This window comes from Opitutus sp. GAS368 (assembly GCF_900104925.1).
Taxonomy (GTDB): Bacteria; Verrucomicrobiota; Verrucomicrobiia; order Opitutales; family Opitutaceae; genus Lacunisphaera.
In genome coordinates, this window is record NZ_LT629735.1 from 2035000 (window position 1) to 2050271 (window position 15272).

The following is a 15272-nucleotide window of genomic DNA, read 5'->3' on the forward strand; positions in this document are numbered from 1 at the left end:
AAGCGGCGCCCCTGCCCTATGTCTAGCATCCTCGACAGTTTTCGCCTCGACGGAAAGGTCGCCATCGTCACCGGCGCCTCGCGCGGCCTCGGCGCCGCCATGGCCCGGGCCCTGGCCGAGGCCGGCGCGGACCTCGTGCTCGTCGCCCGCGGCGACATGGCCGCCCTGCAGAAATCCATCGCCGCCACCGGCCGTCGCAGCGTGGTCGTGGCGGCCGATGTCGGCACGCCCGCCGCCGCCGCGAAGATCGTGGCCGCGGCCTACGAGGTGTTCGGCCGCGCCGACATCCTCGTCAACAATGCCGGCATCATCCGCCGCGCCAACCTCCTTGAGTTCACCGAGACCGACTGGACCGACGTGCTCAACGTCAACCTCACCGGCGCCTTCCGCCTCAGCCAGCGCTTTGCCGCCGAGCTGGTCGCGCGCAAGTCGCCGGGCAAGATCATCAACATCGCGTCGATGCTCTCCTTCCAGGGCGGCATCCGCGTGGTCTCCTACACCGCGGCCAAGAGCGCGCTGGCCGGTGTCACCCGCGCCATGGCCAACGAGCTCGCGCCGTCGGGCATCAACGTCAACGCCATCGCGCCGGGCTACATGGCGACCGACAACACCGAGCAGCTCCGCGCCGACGCCGCGCGCAACCAGTCGATCCTCGATCGCATTCCCGCCGGCCGCTGGGGCACCCCGGCCGACCTGGCGGGCGCCGTAATCTTCCTTGCCGCCCCGGCGTCTGACTACATGCACGGCCACATCCTCGCGGTCGACGGTGGCTGGCTCGTGCGCTGAACCCCGCTGCTTCATGAAATCCCTGCGTTTGCTTCCGCTGTTCCTCGCGTCGGTGCTCGCCGCCGTCGCCGCCGACAAGGTGACCGTCACCGTGTCCCACGACTACGCCGGGGCGCGCCCCGCCGAGACCATCACGATCCCGTGGTCCGACATCAACCAGGCCCTGCCCGGCGCGATGCTGCAGCATATCGCGGTCAGGGACGCCAAGGGCGGCATGCTGCCCTACCAGGTCACCAATGTCGCGCCCGAGGCCAGGGACCCGAAGGGGCAGGGCATCGCCTATGGCGAGCTGATCTTCCAGCACGACTTCGCCGCCGGCGAGAAATCCGCCACCTTCACGATCGAGAAGACCGAGGCCGTCGCGCCGGTTTTCCCGAGCAAGGTTTTTGCCCGTTATGTGCCGGAACGCCTTGATGACTTCGCGTGGGAGAACGACAGGATCGCCCATCGCACCTACGGCCCGGCGCTGGCCGAGGCCCGCCCCGCCGGCGCCAACAAGGAGGTGCTGGTCAGCAGCGGCCTCGACGTCTGGTGCAAGCGCGTCAACTACCTGATCGTCGACCGCTGGTATAACAAGGGCCACGACCACTACCACCACGACGAGGGCGAGGGCATGGACATGTATCAGACCGGCGCCTCCCGCGGCTGCGGCGGCACCGGGATCTGGGACGGCCGGCAGCTTTACGTCAGCCGCAATTACAAGACCTGGAAGGTCATCGCCAACGGCCCCATCCGCGCGATCTTCGAGCTGGGTTACGAGACCTGGAGCGCCGGCGGCTCCACCGTGTCGGAAGTAAAGCGGTTCACGATCGACGCCGGCCAGAACCTGGACCGCATCGACAGCACTTTCACCGCGGAGGTCGGGCCGAAGAATCTCACGATCGGCATCGGCCTGAACAAGGACAGCGGCGACAAGGGGCAGGACACCGTGGCGACGGTCAGCCAGAACCAGGCCGAAGGCTGGCTCAGCCAGTGGGAGGTCGAGAAGACCAACGGCGCGATCGGCGAAGGCATCATCGTGCCCGCGGACGTCGCGGGTTTCGCCGAGGATTCCGCCAACCGGCTGGTGCTGGCCAAGGCGGTTTCCGGCCAGCCGCTCCGCTATTACGTCGGTGCCGGCTGGTCCAAGGCCGGCGAGTTCACCACCAAGGAGGCGTGGGAAGCCTACGTCGCCGCCTTCGCCGCCCGGCTCAGGGCCCCCCTCAAGGTCACGCTGATCCCATGAGATTGCGCCGCCTTCTCCTCTCCGCGCTCGTCCTGTTGGCCGGTTGGACCCGGGCCGTGGCGGCGGACGACAGCACCGTGCTGGCGCTGATGGAGCGCGTCGCCGACTGGCAGCTCGCCCATCCCCGGCCGGACAAGGGGGAGGACAAGGCGGACGGCTGGATCAACGGCGCGTTCTACACCGGCGTGATGGCCCTTGCGCGCGACTCGGCCAGCCCGCGTTTCCACGACGCGATGATGAAAATGGCCGAGGGCAACCAATGGAAGCCGGCCGCCCGCGTTTATCACGCCGACGACCAGGTCGTCACGCAGACCTACCTCGATCTTTACCTGCAGCACCGCGATCCGCGCATGCTGGCGCCGACCCGGGAGCGGTTTGATTACATCCTCGCGCACCCGAAGGACGACAATCTCGACTTCGACGGGGCGAAGAATCCCGACCGGCTCGACCACTGGTCATGGTGCGATTCCCTCTTCATGGCGCCGCCCGCGTGGGCGCGGCTGTGGAAGGCGACGGGCAACGCCGCCTACCTCGACTTCGCCGTGACCAAGTGGTGGGTCACCTCGGATTATCTCTACGACCAGGAGGAGCACCTCTATTTCCGCGACAGCGGCTATTTCGGCAAACGTGAGAAGAACGGGCGCAAGGTCTTCTGGAGCCGCGGCAACGGCTGGGTGCTGGCCGGCCTGGCGCGCATGCTCGAGCTGCTGCCGGCGGACCACCCCGCGCGGCCGCGCTTTGAGCGGCAGTTCCGCGAGATGGCGGACAAGGTCGTGACCCTGCAGCAGGCCGACGGCTTCTGGCGCTCCAGCCTGCTGGATCCGGCGAGCTATCCCTCGCCCGAGACCAGCGGCACGGGTTTCTACTGCTACGCCTTCGCCTGGGGCATCAACCACGGGCTGCTTGACCGCGCGAAGTTCGAGACTCCGGTGCGCCGCGCCTGGGCGGCTCTGGCCGGCTGCGTCAACGCCGACGGCAAGCTCACCCATGTGCAGCCGGTCGGCGCCACCCCGGTCACCTTTGATCCCCAGTGGAACGAGCCCTTCGGCACCGGCGCCTTCCTGCTCGCGGGCAGCGAGGTTCGCCGCCTCCCGCACCCCTTGATGCCATGAAGGCCCCGTTCCAGTTTCTGGCGCGCGCCACGGCCGTCGCCGGCGTGCTGCCGGCCTCCGCCGCGCACAATCCCTCATGCCCAAGGTCGGCGGCGCCACGCCGCCCGAGTGGGCCCCTGCCCCCCGTGAAACCATGAGCCAATCTGCCCCCGCTCCCGCCACCAATTACCGCTGGGTCGTCTGCGCCCTCCTGTTCTTCGCCACGACCATCAACTACATCGACCGGCAGATCCTCGCGCTGATCAAGCCGATCCTCGACGAGCAGCTGCACTGGACCAACGAGCAGTTCGGCATGGTCAACGGCGCCTTCCAGGGCGCCTATGCGCTGGGCCTGCTGGTCTTCGGGTGGTTCGTGGACCGCTTCGGCACGAAGATCGGCTATGCCGTTTCCATCGCCGCCTGGAGTGTCGCGGCCATCGGCCATGCGCTGGTCTACAGCATCAGCGGCTTCCTGTTCGCCCGGGTGGCGCTCGGCCTCGGCGAGGGCGGCAACTTCCCCTCGGCCATCAAGGCCGTCGCCCTCTGGTTCCCCAAGCGCGAGCGCGCCACCGCCACCGCCATCTTCAACTCCGGCACGAATGTCGGCGCCATCATCGCCCCGCTCATCGTGCCCGCCGTCGCCCTCTCGCTGGGCTGGCACTGGGCCTTCATCTGTGCGGGCCTGGCCGGCTTCCTCTGGCTCTTCCTCTGGTTCCCGTTCTACAACGTGCCCGAGAAGATCAAGGCGGCCAACGCCGCCGAACTCGATCACATCGCCAGCGACCGCGACGACACCAGCCGCGACGGCGAGAAGGTCTCCTGGCTCAGCCTGCTCGGCTACCGGCAGACCTGGGCGTTCGTCCTCGCCAAGGGCCTGACCGACCCGGTGTGGTGGTTCTTCCTCACGTGGCTGCCCGACTTTTTCAAGCAGACGCGCCATCTCGACATCAAGACGAGCGGCCCGATGCTTGCGACCATCTACGGCGTGGCGACGGTGCTCAGCATCGGCGCGGGCGTCGTGGTCGGCCGGCTGGTGAAATCCGGCTGGACGGTCACCCGCGCGCGCAAGACGGCCATGTTCACCTCCGCCCTTTGCGTGGTGCCGATCATCCTCGTGAAGGACGTCGGTGACTGGACGGCCGTGCTGCTCATCGGTCTGGCCTGCGCCGCCCACCAGGCCTGGTCGGCCAACCTCTTCACGACGGCCTCCGACATGTTTCCCAAGCGCGCCGTCGCCTCGGTCGTCGGCCTCGGCGGCATGGCGGGTTCGGGGCTGGGCATCTTCTTCCCGGTGCTCGCGGGCCGGCTGCTCGACACTTTCAAGGCGCAGGACAACGTCTCGGCCGGCTATGCCCTGCTCTTCTCGATTTGTGCGGGCGCCTACATCGCGACCTTCATCCTGCAGCATCTGCTCGCTCCCAAGTTCGAGATGGTGGAGCTCAAGGCCTGAGCCGGGATCATGCTATCGGTGGTGGAGCGGGTTGACCCCAACACGCTGGTTTGGGAGCGAACATCCTGAAGTGCGCTGGGTCAGCGCGCTCCACCTTGCCCAGGGCCGCTGGCGAATGGAGTGAACTTCAACTGCATGAGTCCGGCTGATACCAAACGCCCAAAGCTTTTACACGAAGGCCGCAAAGAACGCAGAGATATTTCCCCTCGCAGGATCTGCTTCGCGGTCTTGGCGACCCTGGTGTAGAGTGTAGTAGCTTGAGGCGATTGGTATGAGATGTTCCCCCGCCATGGGTGGATCGGCCTGAAGCAGATCAAGGGTTCGCCGCCGGCACGGCCGGGGCCGCGGCGGATTTTGACGCGTTCCAGGTCGACCCCGTGACGAAATGAGACTTTTCCCGCGCCAGCCGGTGTCGGGGCTTGCCGTGAGGGAGGGAAGATAATTCCATGATCACCCGCTTGTTTCATAAGTGAACAAGGCTCCGCCCCGGCGGCGCCTGAACCCTTTATCCGCGATGAATAATCCTGATTATCTCAATCAACTGTTCGGACTAACTGGCAAGGTGGCCGTCGTCATCGGCGGCACCGGCGAACTCTGCGGCGCGATGGCCGAGGGCCTGGCCGGCGTCGGCGCCGAGGTCGTCCTCGTCGGCCGCAGCCTCGAGAAGGCCGAGGCGCGCCTCAAGAAGATCGCCGCCGCGGGCGGCAAGGCCTGGTTCCATGCCGCCGAGGCCACCAGCAAGGCGGAGGTCGAGGGCTTGCGCGACGCCGTGCTCAGGCGCAGCGGCCGCATCGACATCGTGATCAACGGCGCGGGCATCAATTCCGCCACGCCGTTCTTCGACATCACCGAGGAGGAGTTCGACCGCATCGTGCGCGTGAACCTCAAGGGCGTGTTTCTCGGCTGCCAGGTTTTCGGCCGCTACCTCGTCGAGCGGGGACAGGGCGGCTCCATCATCAACCTCGGCTCGATGTCGGGCGTCGTGCCGCTGTCGCGCGTGTTCACCTACTCGGCGACCAAGGGCGCCGTGCACAATCTCTCGCTCAACCTCGCCCGCGAATGGGCGCCGCACAGGGTGCGGGTCAACGTCCTCGTCCCGGGTTTCTTCCCGGCCGAGCAGAACCAGAAGGTCCTCACGCCCGACCGCGTCGCCAGCATCATGGGCCATACGCCGATGAAGCGCTTCGGCGAAGCCCGCGAACTCATCGGGGCCACCCTGCTGCTCGCGAGCGACGGCGCGGGTTCGTTCATCACCGGCGAGGAGCTGATCGTCGACGGCGGCTACCACGCGATGACGATCTGAATTTTCAACCACGAATGGACACGAAGAGACACGAATTAAGGCAAAGGCCGGTTCTCCATTCGTGTGAATTCGTGCCCATTCGTGGTTAACCGTTTATTCTCCGCCCCGTGTCCGCCATCAACCAGTTCCTCCTGAAGAACGGTCTGCGCATCGCGGAGAATCCCTGCGTCAGCCCCGACTTCTGCCTCGACTGGCCGGCGCTGTCGGCCGACGTCAAGGCCGGCAAGGTCACCGAGTACAGGAAGAGCCGCTTCGCCACCCAGGCCGGCGAGTTCACCCTCGTCGAGAACGCCGCGGGCGACTGTGCCTGGAAGCTCCACGGCGCCGCCTCGCCGCTGGCCGACGGGGTCGCCCATGCGGGCGCGACCTTCTTCCCGGCCTCGTGGGCCAACCTGCTCAAGCTGAAGAACCTGATCCAGGAGCACGACGCGGCCTCGACCATCTTCCCGACCGGCGCGGCCAGGCTCGGCCGCAGCACCCTCGGCGTCGGCGCGCGTTTCACCACGCTGCACTGGCCGGCCGTCGAGTGGGCGATGAGCGCCCTCGAGGTCGGCCTGACGGCGAACCAGAACTCCATCCCGCGCGAGCTCGTCTACGACGTGGACGCCATGCTCGGCCACCGCCTCGACACCGTGCCGTTCCCCTTCATCGGCACCAACGTGCCCGAAGGCCACCAGGGCCAGAGCGTCGAGGGCATGAGCCACGGCTGCGTGCTCTCCAAGGTCAAGACCGGCTTCCACCACCGGAAAATCGCCTGGTCGTTCAACGCCGACCACCAGCCGATCGGCGGCAAGTTCGACGTCCGCGAGGACGCGCTGGTCAAGGGCTGCCTGCTCGCCAGCTACATCACCTTCGATCTTTCGCCCGAGCTCGCGCGCAACCAGCCGGCGAGGCTCGCCGACCTCCCGGCCGGTGTCGTCACGAAGGTGAGGGATCGGGTAGGGGCGGCGCTTGACGCCGCCCGCGGGCGTCCGCCAGGGACGCCCCTATCGGAAGCGGATTTCATCAAGCTGCTCTGTTCGGTCTGGCCTTCACTGCAGAAGATGAAGCGTCGCGATGAGAAATACGCCGCCGCCCGCGCCGCCGCGTTCACCACTGACGTGGGCCGCAAGTATCTCCGCGAGCTCTCCATCGACGAGCTGCCCGGCCTGACCACCCCCGGGACGACCGCCATCATGCTCGCGCTTTGCGAGGTGCTCGGCATGCCGGTCAACTTCGTGGCCCCGGCTTTCGGGTTCCAGAAGAACACGCCTTACCCGGACAACGCCGCCCTCCAGCAGCTCATCGAGGCCCAGTGGAGCGTGTGCCAGCAGTTCGGCGTCAGCATCGGCTTCCACTCGGGTTCCGGCAAGTCGGCCGAGAACTACCGGGTCATGGGCCAGGTCACGGGCAGTGCGCTCGAGATCAAGACCAGCGGCCGCTATACCTACGAGATGGGCGTCGCGATTTCGCAGTCGAAGAACCCGGCCGACGCCGCCCTCTGGCGCGACTGGTATAAGTTCACCGTCGACATGTCCGTCGCCGGCGCGTTCAGCACCGACGCCACCGAGCAGAGGCTGGCCCGCATCTTCATCACGACCTCGCTTGAAAATCATGCAGGGGCGGCGCTTGACGGCGCCCGCGGGCGCGCGCAAGGCGCGCCCCGACAGGACGTTTTCGCGTCGCCCGCCGCCTGTCGCGCCGCGCTCGAGGCGCTGCCGCCCTCGGCCGAGCACATGATCTTCTTCGAATACAACTTCCTCTACGTGCTCGCCGCCGGCGGCAAGCCGGAGAAGTCCGCCCTCGGCGACCACACGCCGGCCGGTTACCGGCAGCGCGCCCGCTTCTACGCCGTCAGCGCCGAGACGCGCCTGCGGTTCGCGCAGCGCATCGCCGCCTACCTCATCTTCCTCGCCGAGAACACCGGCCTCGCGACCAAGGAACGCTGCGCCGCCACCAGCAAGCTGCTGGCCAGCTACACCACGCTCGACGCCATGCTCGGCGACATCAGCCGTTGAGAACCTGAAACCACGAATGGACACCAATGGACACGAATCAGGGAGGATTGTTTTTCATTCGTGTCTCTTCGTGTCCATTCGTGGTTAATTCCTTTTTCCCATGAACCGCTCCTTCATTCACGACGACTTCCTGCTGCAGACCGACGCCGCCCGCGATTTGTATCACAACTTCGCCAAGGCCGAGCCGATCTTCGACTACCACTGCCACCTGCCGCCGGCACTCATCGCCGACAACCACCGGTTCGCCGACCTGTCCGAGATCTGGCTCGGCGGCGACCATTACAAGTGGCGCGCCATGCGGGCCAACGGCGTGGCGGAACGCGTCTGCACCGGCGACGCCTCGCCGCGCGAGAAGTTCGACGCCTGGTGCGCGGCCGTGCCGAACACCCTCGGCAACCCGCTCTACCACTGGTCGCACCTCGAGCTGAAGCGCTACTTCGGCATCGACGACATCATCAGCCCGAAGTCGGCCGACCGCATCTGGCAGCGCGCCAACGAGAAACTGGCCGGCATGCGCGTCCACGACATCCTCGCGGCCAACAAGGTCGCCGTCATCTGCACGACCGACGATCCGGCCGACCGGCTCGCCGACCACGCCCGTATCGCCCGGCTCGGGATCAAGACGAAGGTCTATCCGACGTTCCGCCCCGACAATGCGCTGCGAGTGGATCAGCCGGAGTTTTTCAAATCATGGGTGGAGAAGCTGGCGGCCGCTGCGGATGTATACGTCGTGAATTTCAACGATTTCTTATCAGCACTGAAGCGACGGCATGATACCTTTCACGATGCGGGATGCCGGCTATCCGATCATGGTTTGATTTCGCTGCCCTCAACGACATGCACACCGGAAGAGGCGGAGAAGATTTTTGAGGCAGCTCGTGCCGGCCGGCCGGCGTCGACCGAAGAACGGGCGAAATTCGTCGTTTATCTGATGCTCGAGTTTGGCCGATGGGATGCCAGGCGCGGTTGGACCAAGCAGCTCCACCTCGGTGCGCTGCGCAGCGCCAACACGCGTTTGCTCAAGCAGCTCGGTCCCGACACCGGGTTTGATTCGATCGGTGATTACCCGCAGGCCCACGGCCTGAGCCGCTACCTCGATGCGCTCGACTCGACCAACGAGCTGCCGCGCACCGTGCTCTACAACCTGAACCCGGCCGACAACTACGTCTTTGCGGCGATGGCCGGCAGCTTCCAGGACGGTTCCGTTGCCGGCAAGGTGCAGTTTGGTTCCGGTTGGTGGTTCCTCGACCAGAAGGAGGCGATGGAATGGCAGATGAACGCGCTCGCCAACCTCGGCCTGCTCAGCCGCTTCGTCGGCATGCTCACGGACTCGCGCAGTTTCCTCAGCTACACGCGCCACGAGTATTTCCGCCGCGTGCTGTGCAACATGCTGGGCGGCCAGATCGAGCGCGGCGAGCTCCCGGCGGACCGGGAGCACGTCGGCGGCATGGTCAAAAACATCTGCTTCGCCAACGCCCGCGCCTACTTCCGCCTCGGGCTCGATCCCGCTTACGCGAGCTGAGCGGTCGCGAGCGCCAAGAGGTCGCCGCTTGCGGCGACCTCGCGCATTAGGTCGGCGCAAGCGCCGACCCTACAGCAGCCGGTGGGCCCTCGCCCAGCGGACAAACTCCGCCTCGAGCTGGTCGAAGGACTCGATGACGAACAGCGTGTCCTGGAAGTGCCAGATGTCGTAGGGCTGCGCTGCGAGCGTCTCGGGCCGGTAGGGCACCTTCTTCACCTTGGCGGTGAGGCTGTGCTGCGTCTCGCCGGAGGAGGAGATGATGCCGTTGCCGTAGATGCGCGGACCGGCGGCGTTCTGGATCAGGCCGAACTCGACGGTGAACCAGTAGATGCGCGTCAGGCCCTCCTCGACGGCGGGGTCCTGGCACGCCAGCGCGGCCTGGCCGATCTTCTGGTAGAAGTTGGCGAAGCGCGGGTGCATGATCATCGGCGTGTGGCCGAAGATGTCGTGGAAGCAATCGGGCGCCGGCGTGTAATCGAGCTCGGAGCGGGCGCGGATGTAATCGGTGCAGGGGAAGATGCGGCGCGCGAGGTAGGAGAAGAAATCGTGCGCGTCCAGCAAACCGGGCGTGCGGGCGATCTGCCAGTTGGTCGCGGCCTGCAGCTTGCGCGACACATCGGCGAGAGACGGGATGCGGTCCTGCTCCAGCTTGAGCGCGGCGAGCCCCGTGAGGAACGCGTCGGCGGCGCGGCCGGGCAGGAGCGTCTCCATGCGGGCGTAGAGCGTGCGCCAGACGTCCTGCTCGTCGGCGGTGTAGGCCGGATACTTGCATTCCGGGCCGACGGGCAGCGGCGCCGTCAGCTTGTGGGGGATGCACCGCGGGTCGTCCGCACCGGTGCCGGCCGGAGTTGGGGCGGGAGTATTCTGCATGCCGGCAATGTGCCCGATTCCGCCGCGGAATCCACGGCAAAGCCTCCAATTAGGCTGAAAGGAGTAGCGGGCGGGACCTAGGCGCCGCCCCAGGGCGGGATGGTCTCGCCGGGCTTCGGCGGCGGCCCGGGCGGGACGATCGGCCGGGGCTTGCGGCGGTCGGTGCCGTCCCACTTGGGCGGGGTGGCCACCAGCGTCTCGGCCAGGTGCAGCGGCAGCCGGGCGATGACGGACAGCAGGGGCAGGGTCGCGAACAGCGCGAGCGCGGAGGTGTTGGGGGTCAGCCCGCCGAATGCGGCGGCCGAGAGCGCCATGACGAGGATGGCGGCCCAGACGAGCGCGCTGGCGAGGCCGGGCCAGGCGAGCAACTTCAGCCAGGTGCGGGCGGGCCGGCGGGAACGCCAGAGCGGCATCGCGGTGAGCGCCAGCACGGTGCCGAACAGCACCACGCCGGCCCCGCCGCCGTCCAGGATGGTGCCCGCCGTGAACAGGAAGGCGTCGGGCAGGCCGAAGATCTTGGTCACAAAGAGGCCGAGCTTCACGTTGGCGTTGGGCGCGGAGAACAGGTCGTCGCGGTCGTAGAGGCTGGAGAAACGCCCCGCCTCGATCTGCCGGTAACGTTGCAGGAAGGCCGTCGTGCGCAGCTCGTAGCGCGCCGGGTTGGCGGCCCGGAGCCGGGCGCCGCGCGGCACCTGCGGCACGCCGTCGAACACGCCGGTCACCTCGGGATAGGCGCGGCGCAGGGCCTCCCGCGCGGCGGTGACGTTGAAGGGCGTGCCGAGGCTGAGCGGAGTCCAGCCGTATTCGCTCTCGCGCAGCCGGCTGGCGAAGGTGCGGGCCAGGGCGAGGGGGTGCTGGTCGAGCGCCACGCCGGACAGCCGGTAGTTGAAATTGGTCCAGCCCGCCTCGAAGGCCGGCGACGCGGCGGTGAGGCCCCAGATCACGGCCCCGCCGGCGACCAGCAGGACGAGGCCGAGCTTGAGCGCCCGCGCCAGCTCCCGGCGGAGCCAGGGGGCGAATTTCTCGTTGGAAATGCCTGTCGACTTGATCGAACGCATGCGGGTGTGGGGGAGAGCAAGACAGGCCCGGGGCCGGATGTCACGCCCGGGCGTTGCTGTGGATGGAGCCCGCGCTCCGCGTGGGCTTGACCTGCGCGGAGCGCAGGTTCCACCTTACCGGTTGAGCAGGGCGGCGACGCGGGTGCGGCCGCGCACGCTGAGCTTGGCGAAGATGGCGGCGAGCTGGGTTTTGATGGTGAGGGGGCTGCGGTGCAGCTCGGCGGCGATCTCGGCGGTGCGCAGGCCCTCGCGCACGCGCATGGCCACCTCGCGTTCGCGCTCGGTCAGCCGGGCGAGCAGGGCCACGGCGCCCGGGGAGAGCGGGCGGTCGCGATCGCCCCGCGGGCGGCGGTAGTCGAGCTGGATGTGAAACGCCGGGGCGGCCTCGCCCGATGCGGGGTGGAGCTTGATGCGGGCGTGCAGCCCGCGGGTGTTGTCGCTCACGACCTTGGTCGGCGCGGGGCTGGTCTCGGCCGAGAGTTCGCGGCAGGCCTCGGTCAGCGCCTCGGGCACCTGGAAGGCGTTGCGGGCGCGCAACGCGGCGGCGTGGCGTTCGCCGTGGTTCCACACGGCGCAGGCCCGCGCCGCCTCGCCGTTGAACCAGAGCGGGCGGCCGCCGGCGTCGAGCAGGAGCAGGCCGACCGGCACGTCCTCGAGCATGGCGAGCACGTGGTCCAGGAGGGGCAGGTGGGCAGGGGGTGGCGGCATGGGGATAGGCTGAACGGAGTAAATGGCCGTCGGGTCCGCGGGCGCAAGGCCGTTTACTCCGTCCGGCGTATGGCCGCGGGGAGGGCAAGGGGGTAGAGTGGGGCCGGGCGCAGGCGTTTCCGCCGGCCCCACCCTCCCCGCATGAGCCGCACCTTTTTTGAAAAACCCGTCGAGCGCAAAACCGGCGTGAACCCGCTCGGCCTGCGCGGCTTCGACCATATCGAGTTCTACGTCGACAACGCCGACCAGTGGCGCGACTTCTTCGTCCAGAAATACGGCATGTCGCCGCGCGCCTACGGCGACAGCTCCACCGGCCTCGCCGGCCGCCGGGCGCACGTCGTCGGCCAGGGCCGCGTCAACTTCGTCGTCAGCGAGCCGCAGGGCGCCGGCCCCGAGGCGGACTTTCTCCGGCAGCACCTCGAAAAGCACGGCTGCGGCGTGCGCGACGTGGCCTTCAAGGTAAAGGACGCCTCGCACGCCTTCACCGAGGCCCAGCGCCGCGGGGCGAACGCCGTGCGCGCGCTCTACGCGGACACCAACATCGTCCACGCCGCCATCGCCGCCTACGGCGACACGATCCACAGCTTCGTCGAGCGGCGCGGCCACGGCGAGTTCATGCCGGGTTTCGTCAACGTCGCCGGCGGCATCGACGACCGCGAGATCAACTTCGCCATGATCGACCACGTCGTGGCCAACGTCGAGCGGATGGACGAGTGGGTGACCTACTACGAGCAGGTGTTCGGCTTCGACCTGTTCATGCACTTCGACATCAACACCGGCCGGTCCGCGCTGATGTCCAAGGTCGTCAGCTCGACCGACGGCTGGGTGAAGCTGCCGATCAACGAGCCCTCGTCCGCCAACTCGCAGATCCAGGAATTCCTCGACCAATACAACGGCGCCGGCGTCCAGCACATCGCCCTGCTCACGCCCGACATCACCGCGACCATCGAGGAGATGCGCAAGATGGGCCAGGAGTTCCTGGACGTGCCGGACAGCTATTATGACGGCACCTTCGACGAGCGCGTCGGCAAGATCCAGGAGGACAAGACGGCGCTCAAGCAGCTCAAGATCCTCGTCGACCGCGACAACGAGGAGGGCTATCTGCTCCAGCTTTTCACCAAGTGCGTCTTCGCGCGGCCGACGCTCTTCTTCGAGGTCATCCAGCGGCGCGGCCGCTCGATCGGCTTCGGCGAGGGCAACTTCCGCGCCCTGTTCGAGGCCATCGAGCGCGAGCAGGCGAAGCGCGGGTCCCTGTGAATCAGAGGACGGAAAACAGAGGACAGAGAACAAAACCCGCTCTGGCCAACGGTTCGGTCCTCTGTAATCTGTCCTCCGTCCCCCGCTAATCCCATGCCCCAATACCACCAGCTCGGCGCGCTGCCCCGGAAACATCATATCAAGTTTCCGCGCGAGACGGCGGCGAGCTACAAGGGCGAGGGCCTGCATTACGAGCATGTCGTCACGACCGAGGGCTTCGACCGGGCCTACAGCATCCTCTATCACCTGAAGCCGCCGACCCGCGTGAAGAGCGTCGAGCTGTTCAAGGAGTTCGCCCTCAAGCCCGGCGCACCCACGCCGCTGCGGCATCATCACCTCAAGTCCGCCGCAATGGCGCGGGCCGGCGATCCCTATACCGGCCGGGTGCCGCTGATGTTCAACGCCGACATCGGCGCCTACCGCTGCCGCCCGGCGACGGCGATGGCGGCGGGCTATGACTTCTACCGCAACGGCCAGAGCGACGACGTGATCTTCGTCTGGGCCGGCGGCGGCTGGCTCGAGTCGCAATACGGCCGGCTCCGCTACCGGCAGGACGACTACGTCGTCATCCCGCGCGGCACCATCTACCGGCTCGTGCCCGACGACATCGCGAAGGAGGACTACCTCATCATCGAATCCACGCACCCTGTCCGCATTCCGGAGCGCTACCTGCACAAGGAGGGCCAGATCCGCATGGGCGCGCCCTACAGCGAGCGCGACTTCCATGGCCCGACCGAGAACCTGACCGTGGACAAGGAAGGCGACTTCGCCGTGCTGACGAAGGACCGCACGCGCTTCACGCGCAATATCATGGCCGGCCACCCGCACGACGTCGTGGGCTGGGACGGTTACCTCTACCCGTTCACGTTCAACGCGAATGATTTTGAGCCGCTCACGGGCACCGTCCACCTGCCGCCGCCGGTGCACCAGACCTTCGAGATGCACGGCTTCGTCATGTGCACCTTCGCGCCGCGCTACCTCGACCACCACCCCGAGGCCATCAAGGTGCCGTGGGCGCACGACAACACCGAGGCCGACGAGGTGCTCTTCTACGTGCGCGGCAACTTCGGCTCGCGCAAGGGCATCGAGTCCGGCTCGTTCACGCTGCACCCGCAGGGCATCCCACACGGCCCGCACCCGGGCACGACGCTCAAGAGCTTCGAGCACACCCGCACCGACGAGCTCGCCGTGATGTTCGACACGCAGTACCCGCTCGAGCTGACGGCCGAGGCGCTAGCGATGGACGATCCGAACTACCCGCTGTCGTGGCTGGGCTGAATTTTACACCAAGGTCGCAAAGAACGCCAAGATTCTGAAACCACGTTTGTCTTCTTCGCTCTCTTTGCGTTCTTTGTGTAAACAATGATTGTTGATTTCCAAAAGCTCCCGCCGCGCGAGTCCTACCCGTGGCTGATCAACGCGATCAACCCGCGGCCTATCGCCTGGGTCTCCACCATCTCCGCCGCCGGCAAGACCAACCTCGCGCCGTTCTCGTTCTTCCAGGGCATCTGCGCCAGCCCGCCGACCCTGATGTTCAGCGGCGCCAACGACCGCACCGGCAAGAAAAAGGACAGCGTCGTCAACGTCGAGCAGGTGCCGGAGTTCGTCGTCAACATCGTGCCCTACGAGCTGCGCGACATCATGAACCTCACGTCGGCACCGCTGCCGCACGGCGAGAGCGAATTCGAGAAGTTCCACATCGCCACCGCGCCGTCGACGCTGGTCAAGCCGCCGCGCGTGGCCGCGTCGCCCGTCTCGTTCGAGTGCAAGTTGGACCGCATCGTCCGCATCGGCGAGGGCCCGCTGGCGGGCAATGTCGTGTTCGGCACCATCCTCTGCGCGCACGTTGACGAATCGGTGGTGACCAACGGCGCGCTCGACCCGCAGAAGCTCGACACCATCGGCCGCATGGGCGGCGACTACTACACCCGCACCACCGAGCTGTTCACCATCAAAAGACCCGGATAATTTTCACACAAAGAACGCAAAGGGCACAAAGTTCATG

13 protein-coding genes are annotated in these 15272 nt (G+C 67.1%); 10 read left to right on the forward strand and 3 right to left on the reverse strand.

The features are described from left to right. The first annotated feature begins 18 nt into the window (after positions 1 to 18). The 7 genes from kduD (at position 19) to uxaC (ending at position 9374) form a co-directional block, all read left to right on the forward strand. Complete coding sequence (gene kduD, locus BLU29_RS08730) at positions 19 to 786, forward strand: 2-dehydro-3-deoxy-D-gluconate 5-dehydrogenase KduD (protein ID WP_091056786.1); 768 nt, start codon at positions 19 to 21, stop codon at positions 784 to 786. A 13-nt stretch (positions 787 to 799) separates the two neighbouring features. Beyond that, entirely contained in the window at positions 800 to 2011 is a 1212-nt protein-coding gene (locus BLU29_RS08735; RefSeq protein ID WP_091056789.1) for a DUF4861 domain-containing protein, read from the forward strand. After that, complete coding sequence (locus BLU29_RS08740) at positions 2008 to 3123, forward strand: glycoside hydrolase family 88 protein (protein ID WP_091056790.1); 1116 nt, start codon at positions 2008 to 2010, stop codon at positions 3121 to 3123. The genes BLU29_RS08735 and BLU29_RS08740 overlap by 4 nt, the downstream gene beginning before the upstream one ends. Before the next feature lie 133 nt (positions 3124 to 3256). Further along, positions 3257 to 4552, forward strand: a complete 1296-nt coding sequence (locus tag BLU29_RS08745) for an MFS transporter (protein WP_091056793.1) — start codon at positions 3257 to 3259, stop codon at positions 4550 to 4552. 514 nt (positions 4553 to 5066) lie between these two features. Next, positions 5067 to 5855 (forward strand): SDR family oxidoreductase, encoded by a 789-nt coding sequence (locus BLU29_RS08750; RefSeq protein WP_091056795.1) that lies wholly within the window; start codon positions 5067 to 5069, stop codon positions 5853 to 5855. A 107-nt stretch (positions 5856 to 5962) separates the two neighbouring features. Next, on the forward strand, positions 5963 to 7852 hold the full coding sequence (locus BLU29_RS08755; RefSeq protein WP_091056797.1) for a tagaturonate epimerase family protein: 1890 nt from the start codon (positions 5963 to 5965) through the stop codon (positions 7850 to 7852). 100 nt (positions 7853 to 7952) lie between these two features. Further along, entirely contained in the window at positions 7953 to 9374 is a 1422-nt protein-coding gene (gene uxaC, locus BLU29_RS08760) for a glucuronate isomerase (protein ID WP_091056800.1), read from the forward strand. Positions 9375 to 9443: 69 nt separating this feature from the next. On the opposite strand, the gene BLU29_RS08765 is transcribed toward uxaC, so the two are convergent. The 3 genes from BLU29_RS08765 to BLU29_RS08775 form a co-directional block, all read right to left on the reverse strand. Further along, positions 9444 to 10244 (reverse strand): phenylalanine 4-monooxygenase, encoded by an 801-nt coding sequence (locus BLU29_RS08765; RefSeq protein ID WP_091056803.1) that lies wholly within the window; start codon positions 10242 to 10244, stop codon positions 9444 to 9446. Positions 10245 to 10321: 77 nt separating this feature from the next. Further along, positions 10322 to 11302: a hypothetical protein gene (locus BLU29_RS08770; RefSeq protein WP_091056804.1), complete on the reverse strand. Its 981-nt coding sequence runs from the start codon at positions 11300 to 11302 to the stop codon at positions 10322 to 10324. Positions 11303 to 11416: 114 nt separating this feature from the next. Next, on the reverse strand, positions 11417 to 12010 hold the full coding sequence (locus tag BLU29_RS08775; protein ID WP_157693744.1) for a helix-turn-helix transcriptional regulator: 594 nt from the start codon (positions 12008 to 12010) through the stop codon (positions 11417 to 11419). Between the two features lie 141 nt (positions 12011 to 12151). Between BLU29_RS08775 and hppD the strand changes: the two genes are divergently transcribed. The 3 genes from hppD (at position 12152) to BLU29_RS08790 (ending at position 15235) form a co-directional block, all read left to right on the forward strand. Then, a complete protein-coding gene (gene hppD / locus BLU29_RS08780) occupies positions 12152 to 13267 on the forward strand; it encodes a 4-hydroxyphenylpyruvate dioxygenase (protein WP_091056807.1) in 1116 nt (371 codons plus the stop codon). A 93-nt stretch (positions 13268 to 13360) separates the two neighbouring features. After that, complete coding sequence (locus tag BLU29_RS08785; RefSeq protein ID WP_091056809.1) at positions 13361 to 14545, forward strand: homogentisate 1,2-dioxygenase; 1185 nt, start codon at positions 13361 to 13363, stop codon at positions 14543 to 14545. 84 nt (positions 14546 to 14629) lie between these two features. Then, positions 14630 to 15235: a flavin reductase family protein gene (locus BLU29_RS08790; protein ID WP_091056812.1), complete on the forward strand. Its 606-nt coding sequence runs from the start codon at positions 14630 to 14632 to the stop codon at positions 15233 to 15235. Positions 15236 to 15272: the final 37 nt, after the last annotated feature.

Excerpts from the sequence above, each read along its gene's own strand:
- kduD (WP_091056786.1), top strand. The coding sequence starts at position 19 with ATGTCTAGCATCCTCGACAGTTTTCGCCTCGACGGAAAGGTCGCCATC.
- BLU29_RS08735 (WP_091056789.1), top strand. The coding sequence starts at position 800 with ATGAAATCCCTGCGTTTGCTTCCGCTGTTCCTCGCGTCGGTGCTCGCC.
- BLU29_RS08740 (WP_091056790.1), top strand. The coding sequence starts at position 2,008 with ATGAGATTGCGCCGCCTTCTCCTCTCCGCGCTCGTCCTGTTGGCCGGT.
- BLU29_RS08745 (WP_091056793.1), top strand. The coding sequence starts at position 3,257 with ATGAGCCAATCTGCCCCCGCTCCCGCCACCAATTACCGCTGGGTCGTC.
- BLU29_RS08750 (WP_091056795.1), top strand. The coding sequence starts at position 5,067 with ATGAATAATCCTGATTATCTCAATCAACTGTTCGGACTAACTGGCAAG.
- uxaC (WP_091056800.1), top strand. The coding sequence starts at position 7,953 with ATGAACCGCTCCTTCATTCACGACGACTTCCTGCTGCAGACCGACGCC.
- BLU29_RS08765 (WP_091056803.1), bottom strand. The coding sequence starts at position 10,244 with ATGCAGAATACTCCCGCCCCAACTCCGGCCGGCACCGGTGCGGACGAC.
- BLU29_RS08770 (WP_091056804.1), bottom strand. The coding sequence starts at position 11,302 with ATGCGTTCGATCAAGTCGACAGGCATTTCCAACGAGAAATTCGCCCCC.
- BLU29_RS08775 (WP_157693744.1), bottom strand. The coding sequence starts at position 12,010 with ATGCCGCCACCCCCTGCCCACCTGCCCCTCCTGGACCACGTGCTCGCC.
- hppD (WP_091056807.1), top strand. The coding sequence starts at position 12,152 with ATGAGCCGCACCTTTTTTGAAAAACCCGTCGAGCGCAAAACCGGCGTG.
- BLU29_RS08785 (WP_091056809.1), top strand. The coding sequence starts at position 13,361 with ATGCCCCAATACCACCAGCTCGGCGCGCTGCCCCGGAAACATCATATC.
- BLU29_RS08790 (WP_091056812.1), top strand. The coding sequence starts at position 14,630 with ATGATTGTTGATTTCCAAAAGCTCCCGCCGCGCGAGTCCTACCCGTGG.